Origin of the sequence: Streptomyces sp. NPDC037389 (assembly GCF_040636475.1) — a bacterium.
GTDB classification, from domain to species: Bacteria; Actinomycetota; Actinomycetes; order Streptomycetales; family Streptomycetaceae; genus Streptomyces; species Streptomyces hesseae.
The window spans coordinates 584,124-595,087 of record NZ_JBEZUS010000004.1; the positions used below are offsets into that span (position 1 = coordinate 584,124).

The 10,964-nt window shown below is 71.8% G+C and carries 10 protein-coding genes; 8 read left to right on the forward strand and 2 right to left on the reverse strand.

Annotated features, from left to right (window positions below):
• The first annotated feature begins 163 nt into the window (after positions 1–163).
• From AB0E98_RS12200 to AB0E98_RS12220, 5 genes are all read left to right on the forward strand, one after another.
• Complete coding sequence (locus AB0E98_RS12200) at positions 164–544, forward strand: nuclear transport factor 2 family protein (RefSeq protein ID WP_311614285.1); 381 nt, start codon at positions 164–166, stop codon at positions 542–544.
• A gap of 161 nt (positions 545–705) precedes the next feature.
• Complete coding sequence (locus AB0E98_RS12205) at positions 706–2,175, forward strand: NAD(P)/FAD-dependent oxidoreductase (RefSeq protein ID WP_361701481.1); 1,470 nt, start codon at positions 706–708, stop codon at positions 2,173–2,175.
• Positions 2,176–2,267: 92 nt separating this feature from the next.
• Entirely contained in the window at positions 2,268–2,687 is a 420-nt protein-coding gene (locus AB0E98_RS12210; RefSeq protein ID WP_361701483.1) for a nuclear transport factor 2 family protein, read from the forward strand.
• Positions 2,688–2,892: 205 nt separating this feature from the next.
• Complete coding sequence (locus tag AB0E98_RS12215; RefSeq protein ID WP_361701485.1) at positions 2,893–3,228, forward strand: helix-turn-helix domain-containing protein; 336 nt, start codon at positions 2,893–2,895, stop codon at positions 3,226–3,228.
• Between the two features lie 240 nt (positions 3,229–3,468).
• Complete coding sequence (locus AB0E98_RS12220; RefSeq protein WP_361701487.1) at positions 3,469–5,838, forward strand: BTAD domain-containing putative transcriptional regulator; 2,370 nt, start codon at positions 3,469–3,471, stop codon at positions 5,836–5,838.
• Positions 5,839–5,923: 85 nt separating this feature from the next.
• On the opposite strand, the gene AB0E98_RS12225 is transcribed toward AB0E98_RS12220, so the two are convergent.
• Both AB0E98_RS12225 and AB0E98_RS12230 read right to left on the reverse strand, forming a co-directional pair.
• A complete protein-coding gene (locus tag AB0E98_RS12225; RefSeq protein ID WP_361701489.1) occupies positions 5,924–7,531 on the reverse strand; it encodes an aminotransferase class III-fold pyridoxal phosphate-dependent enzyme in 1,608 nt (535 codons plus the stop codon).
• A 97-nt stretch (positions 7,532–7,628) separates the two neighbouring features.
• Positions 7,629–8,381: an alpha/beta fold hydrolase gene (locus AB0E98_RS12230; protein ID WP_361701490.1), complete on the reverse strand. Its 753-nt coding sequence runs from the start codon at positions 8,379–8,381 to the stop codon at positions 7,629–7,631.
• 215 nt (positions 8,382–8,596) lie between these two features.
• Here AB0E98_RS12230 and AB0E98_RS12235 point away from each other — a divergent pair, with 215 nt between their 5' ends.
• The 3 genes from AB0E98_RS12235 to AB0E98_RS12245 form a co-directional block, all read left to right on the forward strand.
• The gene (locus AB0E98_RS12235; RefSeq protein ID WP_361701544.1) at positions 8,597–9,256 is read left to right on the forward strand and encodes a ScbR family autoregulator-binding transcription factor; all 660 of its coding nucleotides are present in this window, start codon (positions 8,597–8,599) and stop codon (positions 9,254–9,256) included.
• A 181-nt stretch (positions 9,257–9,437) separates the two neighbouring features.
• Positions 9,438–10,445 (forward strand): ATP-binding protein, encoded by a 1,008-nt coding sequence (locus AB0E98_RS12240; RefSeq protein ID WP_361701492.1) that lies wholly within the window; start codon positions 9,438–9,440, stop codon positions 10,443–10,445.
• Positions 10,446–10,542: 97 nt separating this feature from the next.
• A partial coding sequence (locus AB0E98_RS12245) for a biotin carboxylase N-terminal domain-containing protein (protein ID WP_361701494.1) occupies positions 10,543–10,964 on the forward strand: 422 nt, incomplete at its 3' end.

Consider the following 10,964-nt stretch of genomic DNA (forward strand, 5'->3'; position numbering starts at 1 on the left):
CGCCCTACGGCACTTCAGCGACCGGTCACGGAGCGGTAATTGACGCCCCGTCGAAAGGTGTGAGCGGCGCATTACCCTGCGGTGAGCGAGGGGTTGGGAACGCCGGGCTAGGGTCCGCTTGGATTCCGGTACATACCCCATAGAAAGCGGGAGCAGTCACGCCATGACGCAGCTCACCAATGAAGTCGAAAAGCACACCGACCTCTATGTCGAGGCCTTCAACCGAGGCGACGCGGACGCCGTCAACGCCTTCTACACGGACGAGGCCGTCGCCGTCTGGGAGCCGGGCAAGCCGCTGACCGGCCAGGCCCGCAAGGACAGCGTCAAGGAGTTCCTGGCCCTCGGCCCGAAGATGACGGCCAAGGTCCGGCACTCCTTCGTCACCGGCGACACCGCCCTGCTGATCGTCGACTGGATCATCGACACCGTCGACGAGGACGGCAAGCCCGAGCAGCTCAAGGGCATCGGCGTCGACGTGCTGCGCCTGGGCGCGGACGGCAACTGGCGCTACGCCATCGACGACCCGTACGGCCAGGCCGAGTAAGGCCGTCCGTCGGCGGCTCGCGGCCGTCCCGGCCGTGAGTCCGCCCGTCGTGGGGCATCCGCTCCGACGGTCGTGCGCGTCAGCGCGCTTTCCGCATCAGGTCCGAGTCAGCTTCGAGTCAGCGTCACCGGCGCTCCGGCGCCATAGGGGGAAAGATTTCCGTGAACACCGACAGCTTCACCAGCAGAGCGGCCGACGACGCCGCCCTCCGCACCGGCCGCCGTCCTTCGCGACGTACGGTCCTCAAGGCCGCGGGCGCGACCGCTCTGGCCGCCTCGGCCGCCTCGGCCGCGACCGCCCTGGCCTCGCCCGCGTACGCCGCCGAGGAGGACTCCGAGGCCTCCACGCGGGACTTCATCGTCATCGGCGCGGGCTTCGCCGGTGTCACGGCGGCGCGCGAACTGCGCGCCCGGGGCAAGAAGGTGACGATCCTGGAGGCCCGGAGCCGGGTCGGCGGCCGCACCTGGACCGACACGTTCGCCGGTCAGCAGGTGGAGATGGGCGGCACCTGGGTGGAGCCGACGCAGCCGAACATCGCCAGGGAGCTCAAGCGGTACAGCATCGGTCTCGAGGAGGAGGACCCGCTGGACCGTATGCTCCTGCCCACCCCGAACGGCCCCAAGGTGTTCACCCCCGCCGAGGGCAACGCGGCGATGGGCCCGCTGTTCGAGAAGCTCTTCGAGGGCTCCAAGCAGTACTTCGAGCGGCCCTTCCAGCCGCTGTACCGCGCGGACCTGCTCCAGAAGCTCGACAAGCTGTCGCTGCGCGACCGGCTCAACGAGCTGAAGCTGTCGCCCGCCGACGAGATGCTGATCAACGGCCAGACCGCCATCTACTCGGGCGGCGCCAGCAGCGAGGGCGCCCTGACGATGCTGGCCCAGTGGTGGTCCATGGCCGGCTGGAACAACGAGGGCTGGAGCGACACCCAGCGGTACCGGATGAAGCCCGGCACCGTCGGGATGCTCAGCGCGATGATCAACGAGTCCAAGCCGACGATCGTGTTCAACGCCCCGGTGGCCTCCGTCGCCGAGTCGGGCAACCGCGTCCACGTCACCACCCGCGCCGGGAAGACGTACTCCGCCAAGGGCGTCGTGGTGGCCGTGCCGGTCAACGTCTGGCACACCATCAAGTTCACCCCGGGGCTGCCCGCCGCCCACACGGCCGCCGCCTCCCAGGGCATCGGGGTGAAGCACGCCCTGAAGATCTGGATCCACGCCCGCGAGGGCCAGGGCCGGTTCTACGGCCAGGCGGCCGAGGGCGGTTCGCCGATCCCGATGTTCATCCCCTACAAGAAGACCGCCGAGGGCCAGCTGTACGTCGGCTTCAGCGTCGACCCCAAGCTCGACCCGACGAACACCGCCCAGGTCAAGGACGCGGTGAAGAAGCTCGGCGCGGACCTGGACATCATCGGGCTGCGGGCGCAGAACTGGGGCGCCGACGAGTTCTCCCGCGGCGGCTGGGCCTTCCGCAAGCCCGGTCAGCTGACCTCGCTCTACCCCGACGTCCTGAACCAGGCCACGAACCGGATCACCTTCGCGAGCGGCGACATCGCGGAGGGCTGGACCGGCTTCATCGACGGTGCGATCGAGTCGGGCATGCGCGCCGCCCAGCTGGCCAACGGCGAGATGTGACACCCCTCGTCCGGCGGCCTTCGCCGGACCCTCCCCCGGGGGCACCCGTGCCCGGGTGCCCGGAACACATGAGAAAGAGGACGTAACCCGCCATGACGACGTTCACCGTGCCCTTCGACCCCGAGAAGCCCGACCTCACCGACGACACCTGGACCCAGAACGAGATCTTCCTCCAGGTCTTCAACTCCGGTAACGGCGCGTACTTCGACAGCCTCTACCGCGAGGACTCCATCTCCAACTTCTCCGGCGAGTCCCTCACCGGTGAGGCCCGCCTGAAGTTCTTCAAGGAGTTCCTGGCCAACAAGCCCAAGCTGGAGGCCAAGGTCACCCACTCCTACGTGGCCGGCGACGTGGCCCTGATCGGCGTCGAGTACGCGATCGACACCGTCGACGCCGAGGGCAAGCCCTTCCGCCTGGAGGGCAACTGCACCGACGTCCTGGTCAAGGTCGAGGACGGCCGCTGGCTGATGGCCATCGACCGCCCCGTGGCCAAGAGCGGCCTGGTCGCCTAAGCGCCCGGACGGACACCTCGAAACCGGCGCTCCCCCAGCGCGGCCCCTGCTTCCGGTCCCCCGGCCGGGGCAGGGGCCGTCGGCATGTCGTCACCATGGGTAAAACATACCGATTATGCGGTACGGTCTGGTCGCTGAGTGAAGAGCGTATGGGGGTAGCGTGGGGGTGCTCGTGTCCGGCCGCGGCGGGGTAGGGGAGTTGCGCATGTCCGGTCAGTCGTTCTCCGGCGGTCTGGTGGCTGCCCTCGGTGTCATCGGGGGCAAATGGAAGCCCCTGATCATCACCGAACTCCACCGGCGGCCGCTCCGCTTCGGCGAGCTCAGACGCTCCCTGCCGGGCGTCAGCGAGAAGGTGCTCAGCCAGCAGTTGCGCGAGATGGAGCTCGACGGCGTCGTCGACCGCGAGGTCTGTCTGTCCATCCCGCCCCTGGCCGTGCAGTACTCGCTCACCGAGCTCGGCCTGACCCTCCATGAGAGCCTGCTGCCCCTCGCCGCCTGGGGTGAGCAGCACGAACTGCGCATGCTGGCACCCTCCGGGTGAAGCCGGTACAACCGACTTCGAACGGACCTCGAGAGAACCTCTAGAGGCCGCCACTAGCGTTCCCGTCGACTTCAGTGGGTGAACGAGCGCGGGAACAGAAAACAGTACGAAGAACCAAGCCTGACTCTCCGTGACATCACGTCGCGCCGCATGGCCCACGGTAAGCCGCCTTCTGAATCGACCGGCGACAACCTTTGCAAAACGATGCAAATAGATCTTGGGTGAGCGATGCGGTTTCGAATGCTAGGTCCTCTGGAAGTCATTGACGCCGACCGCCCCGTGGCGCTGGGCGGCATCAAGCAGCGCGCCACGCTCGGGTTTCTGCTGTTGCAGGCCAACAGGGTGGTGGCCACCAGTCAGTTGCTGCGGGCCCTGTGGCCCGTGGACGAGGCGCCCACCTCGGCCCGGAAGATCCTCCAGAACGCGGTCTGGGGGCTGCGCGGCGTGCTCTCGGCCGGCACGGCCGAGAACGGCGGGGCGGGCGGCCCGGCCCTGCTGACCCAGGCGCCCGGCTATGTGCTGCGCGTCGACCCCGACGACGTCGACCTCCACCGCTTCCAGCGCCAGGTCGAGGCGGGCCGCGCCAAGTTCTCCGCCGGCGCCCCCGAGGACGCCGCGACGCTGCTGCGCGAGGCCCTCACCCTCTGGCAGGGCCCCGCCCTGGCCGACCTGGTGGAGACCGGCATCGCCTGGCCCGAGCTGGCCGCCGTGGAGAAGGCCCGGCTCGACGCCATGGAGGACTACTTCGAGGCCGAGCTCGCCTGCGGACGCCACCAGGGCGTCCTCGGCGAACTCGAGACCATGGTCGCCACCGAGTCCCTGCGGGAACGTTCCTGCGGGCAGTTGATGCTCGCCCTCTACCGCTGCGGCCGGCAGGCCGACGCCCTCGCCGTCTACGACAAGGTGCGCACCACCCTCGTCGAGGACCTCGGCCTGGAGCCCGGCCGTTCGCTGCGCGACCTCCAGCACGCCATCCTCACCCACGACACCTCGCTCTCCCTGCCCCTGGCCCGGCCCCTGGGCGCCGCCCCCTACCAACTGGGCCGCCGCCCCGCCCGCGAGCAGAGCGTCGAGATCCCGGCCCAGCGCCGCCCCCTCCACGGGGGCGTACCCCTGGCCTCCGTGCCCGACCCGGCCCCCGCCGGCGCGGCGCACCGCGCCCGTACGGCCGTCACGGCGCCCGACGGGCGCCGGACCGCGGCCACCGTCACCGAGCGCACCCAGGTCAGCGTCGCGCTGATCGCCACCGAACTCGCCGAGGACACCCCGGGCGGCGCCTGGAGCGAGAGCGCCGACGCCGCCCTGGAGGCCGTGGCCGGCACCGTCCAGGAGAAGGCCGAGTACTTCGGCGGGACCGTCGTGGCCAGCATCGGCCCCGTCACCCTCGCCCTCTTCGGGGCCTGCTCCGGCGACGGCGACCGCAAGGACGCCGCCGAACGCGCCGTCCACGCGAGCCTGGCGGTCCGCGCCGCCCTCGGCTCGGGCGCGTACGCCACCGGTCGGCACGGCAGACGCCCGGCCGTCCGCGCCGCCGTCGTCACCGGCGACGCGATCGTCCGCTACCGCCCCGACGACCCCGGCACCCCGCCCACCCTCATCGGCACCCTGCTGCACACCGGTCAGTCGCTGCTGGACCGGGTGCCCGCCGGCGAGGTCCGGGTCTGCGCCAACACCCGCGAGGCCGCCGACGCCGCCGTCAGCCTCTCCCCGGCCGGCGACGCGGCCACCGGCTGGGAGGTACGCGGCATCCGCCGCGAGTACCCCGGCGAGCACACCGTCCCCATCGTCGACCGCGACTGCGAACTCGACCTGCTGCGCGGCCTCCTCAGCCGCACCCGGCACCGGGCCAAGCCGCACCTGGTCACCGTCCTGGGCGACCCCGGCATCGGCAAGACCCGCTTCGTGACGGAGTTCGCCCGCGCCTTCGCCGACCAGCCCGAACCCGCCCGCTTCCTGGTGGGCCGCGCCCCCTCCTTCCCCGGGGACGACGCCCTCGCGGTGCAGAGCGAGATCCTGGCCGCCGCCTGCGGCATCCTGCCCGGACAGCCCGCCGGGGAGGCCCGCGCCCACCTCGCCGCGACCGTCCGCCGCGTGATCGCCGACCCGCGCGAGGCCGACCGCCTGCTGCCCCCGCTCACCCCGCTCGTCACCCCGGGCCATGAGCCCGCCGCCCCGGCCGAGGCCCTGGCCGCCTGGCGCCGCTTCGTCGTGGCACTCGCCGCCGAACGCCCCCTGGTCCTGATCATCGACGACCTCCACCGGGCGGACGACGCCCTGCTGGACTGTGTCGAGGACCTCGTGGAGACCGCGGGCGTCGTACCGCTGCTGGTGGTGGCCGCCGCCCGCCCGGAGCTGCTCCAGCGCCGCCCCGACTGGGGCGCGGGCAAGCGGCACACCAGCACCCTCGGCCTGGACCCGCTCTCGGATGCGGCCATCGACCGCCTCCTCGAGTTCATGATCGCGCCGGAACAGGCCGCCCATGCCGGCGAGGCCCCGGACGACCGCCGCCGCTACATGCGCCAACTCCTGGCCTCGGGCTCCCCCTCAGGAGCCCTCCGCCACCTCTACGGCCGCACCCGCACACCGAGGAGCCTGCCGGCGGCGGTGTAGGACGGACGACCGGAGGGGCTGGATTCTCCAGCCCCTCCGGCGCTTGAGGAGGAAACGGTGAAAGGGCGGGACCGGGGCAGAACCCCTACGCGCCGGCCCCCACGAACCGCTCCCCGTCCTGGCTCCGCAGGATCCCGCAGACATCCCGCAGGCCGGCCTCAAGCTGCGCGATCTCCGCATCGCTGAGATATACAGACGGCTCAAACCGCAAGGTGTGCACGGCACTAGCCGTGGGGAACGTCCGGATCCGGTGCTCCCGCAGCAGATACCCGGCCGCCACGTACCCGAAGAACCCCGCGTTGTCGCGGATCGCCGCGGACGCCGCCTCCGACTGGTCCTGGAACTCGAACCCGAGCATCAGCCCCTCGCCCCGGATGTCCGCGACGATCTCCGGGAAGTCCGCCCGTACGGACTCGAACATGGCCCGCAGGGCCTGCCCGCGCTCGGCGGCGAGCCGGTAGACGCGCCCGTCCTCCGCCTCCATCAGCTCCAGCACCTTCAGCGCCACGAAGCAGGAGAACGCGTCCTTCGCGAAGGTCGAGCTGTGCACCAGCTCGAACTCCTTGCGGTAGCGGTCCCGGCGCACGAGCATCACGGACGACTTGGCCACACCACCGCCCAGGCTCTTGGCCAGCGCGTAGTAGTCACCCCGCAGCCCCACCAGAGAGCTCGCGAGGAACGCGCCGCTGCGCCCCATCCCGCTCTGCACCTCGTCGACGACGACCGGGCAGTCGATCTCGGCGGTGACCCGCTGGATCTCCGCCGCGAACTCGCGCGTGATGACGTTGATGCCGCCCTCGCCCTGGATCGGCTCCAGGACGAACGCGCAGATCACCGGCGCCTCACGCCGCACGACCGCGATGGCGTCGCCCTCGACCACGACGTCGAAGAGTTCGGCGCGCTCCGCCTCGACGGCCTCCTTGATCGCCTCCGGCCGGTCCCGGGGGATGAAGCGCGCCTGTGCGGCCAGCGCGGAGAAGGGCGCCCGGTAGCCCTCGTTGTGGGTCAGCTGGACGCTGCCCATCAGCTTGCCGTGGAAGGAGCCCTCCAGGGACAGGAAGACCGGCGGCCGCTGCCGGACCGCCTCGTTCCGGCGGACGATCTCCGCGGCCAGGTCCTCGAACGCCGCCAGGTCCACCCGCTCGGTCGCGCTGAACCCGAGCGCGCCCAGCGCCTCACCGGACAGCGACGCCTCGCCACCCAGGAGCGCCGCCCGCGCGGCCTCCAGGTGCTCGGCGACGGGGGCGGCCAGCTCGTCCATCCGCATCCTGCGGTCGAGCTCCGCGTGCTTGATCGCGGCCTCGACGGCCTCGGCGCCCGTATTGGCGAAGATCGCCGAAAAGGCGTCGGTCGTGCCGAGTTCCCGCTGGAGAATGGTGTTGAGCGCCGCGGCCACCTGATTGGCGTAAGGGTGCCGCGAGAACTGCGCGTGCACCGGAACCCCGCCGTCGAGCAGCGATTTGGCGAGGGCGATTATCTCGGGGTTGTTGTGCCCCAGCATCAAGGAGCCGTAACCGCCCGCGTAGTCGACCACGGGGACTTCCCGGCCGTCCGCGTCCCGGTAGTAGAGGGTGTTTCCCTCGGCGCGGACGTACTCGACGTCGAGACCGACGGAGGCGAGCCACTCGAGAAGAAAGGGCTCGGCGAGTTCGAGTCCAGGGGATTCAGTGGATCCAGGGGATTGAGCGTTCATGGCGCCAGACCATACGGCGGCGCGGTCATCGGTCGTTCTTTATCCGTACTACGAACTCCCCGGCAATAGCCGGGGAGTTCGTAGGTCATCGGCCCGGTTACGGAACCAGCGCGTCGACCCCCAGCGCCTCGGCCACGAGATCCGCCACCTCACGCGTGTGGTGGTCGAGGTAGAAGTGGCCGCCGGAGAACACCCGGAGGTCCGTCCGCGCCGCCGAGAAACCGCGCCAGTCCGAGGCCTCCTCGACCGTCACGACCGGGTCGTTGTCCCCGATCAGCACGGTGAAGGGCACGTTCAGCGGCGCCCCCGGCGTCCACGCGTACGCCCCGATGGCCCGGTAGTCGGCCCGCAGCGCCGGCATCACCATGGCCAGCAGGTCCGGGTCCTGGAAGACCCCGCCCGTCGTCCCGCCGAGCCGCCGGATGGCGGCCAGGACGTGCGCGTCCGTACGCACCTGGTCGTGCGGGCTGGGCGCCGCCGCCGGCGCCCCGCGCCCGGAGAGGAACAGCCGCTCCGGCCCGGGGGCCGACCGCTGCTCCAGCCGGCGCGCCGTCTCGTAGGCGAGCACGGCGCCCATGCTGTGCCCGAAGAAGGCGAACGGACGCTGGTCGTCCAGCGCGCTCATCTCCTCCGCCAGCCGGTCGGCGAGCCGGGCGATGTCGTCCACCGGCGGCTCCTGGTGGCGGTCCTGCCGCCCCGGGTACTGCACGGCCACCACGTCGACCGCCGCCCCCAGCGTGCGCGACAGCGGCACGAAGGCGCTGGCCGCCCCTCCGGCGTGCGGGAAGCAGACGAGGCGCGGTCCGTCCTGCGGAGCCTGGCCGTAGCGTCGGAACCAATCACTGCCCACTGCGTCTTCTCCTCGCGTGCGTTGCGGACCGTGCCGGGGCATTTTCCGTCGAGTCGCTCGAGGTTGGCACGAGACACGCACGAGAACCCCTGGTCGTCGCATATCGAAGCACTCCGCAAGGGCCATGAGGGCATATTCTGTGGGCCCGTAGAGCATCCACGGCGCGTACGGAAGGCAACCGGCCGGGGATCGACCGGAGGGGGAGCTGATCGGTGATGCAGGAGAGATCCGGGCGGACCCGCAGGAGATTGCTCGAAGCCGCTGCCGCGCAGATCGACGCATGCGGATACGCGGACGCCAAGCTGAGCGACATCAGCCGGTGCGCCGAGGTCACCACGGGCGCGCTCTATTTCCACTTCTCCTCCAAGACCGACCTGGCGGAAGCGGTCCAGCGGGCCGGCTGCGCGATGCTGGAGGAGACCGTCGACCACCTGCTGGCCCGCTGCTCGCCCATGCAGGCCCTGATCGACGTCACCCACGTCCTGGCCCGCTGGATCTGCGAGGAGCCCATCGTCCGGGCCAGCCTGCGGATCGGCCGGGAGCGCGGCCGGGACGGGTCCGCGATCGTCGACTTCCACGAGGTGTGCGTCCGCACCGGGCTGCGGCTGCTGCGCGACGCCCGCGCCGGCCGGCGGGTGATCCGCGCCGACGTCTCCGCCGACTCCGCCGAGGGGCTGGTCACCGCCGTGCTGTCCGGCGCCGAGGCGGACGCCTGCCGGGGCATGGACCCCGACCGCCTCGCCGCCCGGCTGACGGGGATGTGGGACCTCCTCCTCGACGCCCTCGTCGTACGCGACCTGCGCGCCGGGCTCCGCACGGGACCGCCCCACGCGCCGCTGCCGGGCGGCCGCGCCCACGAGGCGGTCACCGCCTGACGCCCGTACCGCCCGTACCGCGTCCGTACCGCCCGTACCGCGACTCTGGTGATTACCCGCGTGATTACCCGTCGGTGAACACTCAGTAGGACCCCTCCGGTTAGCTTCTCGACCTGGGAGGAGTCCCGAGGGGGGAGTTCCCCGAGGGGCTCGGACGTCCCGCGAGGTACGAGGAGTTGTGATGGATACCTCTGTCATCACAGGGGGAGCGGAGGCGGGCGCGACGACCGGGACGGATCCGGCGACGACGGGGACGGAACCCGAGGCCTGGGAATCGGTCATCGGACGGGACTTCACCCGGGCGCTCAACGAGGGCCTGGCCCGGGCCCGCGCGACCGCCCCGCCACGGAACCGGCGCCCCTCGCCCCCGGCCGCCGCCGAACGCGCCGCGCGCGCCACGAGCGCCACGAGCGGCGGCGCGGCGCGAGGCAAGGGGAGCGCCCCACGCGGCCGTACGCCCCAGCCCGCGTCCCCGCGCCAGCCCATGCCCCCGCCGCCGTCCCCGTCCCCGCCCCCGTCCTCCGGAATCGAGGACTCCACCAGCGCCGACCCCACGGCCACCCCCGACGAGCACACGGATTGCCGCTGGCAGGAGCGCCGCCGGGTCGCCCGTGATCTCCACGACCACATCGGCGGCGCCCTCGCCACCGCCCGCCGCCTCCTCGTCGAGTGCGGCCCCGGCGTGGACGACCCGGGCCGGCTCGCCGCGGCCCAGGTCTTCCTCCACGAGGCGGAGGACCACCTGCGCGACATGCTGGGCGAGTTGGTCACCGCGACCGAACTGCCACCGCTCGGCGAGGCCATCGAGGGGTTCGCGGCGGAGGCCGCCCCGCCCGGCCTCGACGTCACCGTGAAGATCACCGGCAATGAGAACCTCGTCGCCACCGCCCACCGCCGCGCGCTGTTCCTGGCCGTTCGCGAGGCCCTGCGCAATACCTTCGAGCACGCCGGGGCGAGCCGCGTGGCCGTCTCCGTCCGCACCACCCGCTGGTGGGTCCACGCCGCCGTCGAGGACGACGGCCGGGGCTTCGACCCGGAGCGCGTGACCACCGGCGCGGGCCGCCCGGCCCGGGGCATCGCGTCGATGACCCAGCGGATCGAGGACATCGGCGGAAAGCTGGCGATCGAGAGCTCGCCCGTCGACGGCACCAGGGTCGACATGCACCTGCCGCTGCGCCCCCGTACGTAGCGCCGCCCCCTGACCCCCCATCCCCCATCCCCCCATCTCTCCGAATCCAGTGCTGCTGCCAGCGGGCCGGCCGATCCGCCCGCGCCGAGGAGTTGTTGTGCGCAAGGTGCTTATCGCCAATCGTGGCGAAATCGCTGTCCGTGTCGCTCGTGCGTGCCGGGACGCGGGGATCGCCAGTGTGGCGGTCTATGCCGATCCGGATCGTGACGCGTTGCATGTCCGGGCGGCCGACGAGGCGTACGCGCTGGGTGGTGACACCCCGGCCACCAGTTATCTGGACATGGCCAAGGTCCTGGCCGCGGCGGCGGAGTCCGGCGCGGACGCGGTCCACCCCGGGTACGGGTTCCTCTCCGAGAACGCGGAGTTCGCCCAGGCGGTCCTGGACGCCGGGCTGACCTGGATCGGCCCGCCCCCGCACGCGATCCGTGACCTGGGCGACAAGGTCGCCGCCCGTCACATCGCCCAGCGCGCCGGCGCCCCCCTCGTGGCGGGCACCCCCGACCCGGTCGCCGGAGCCGA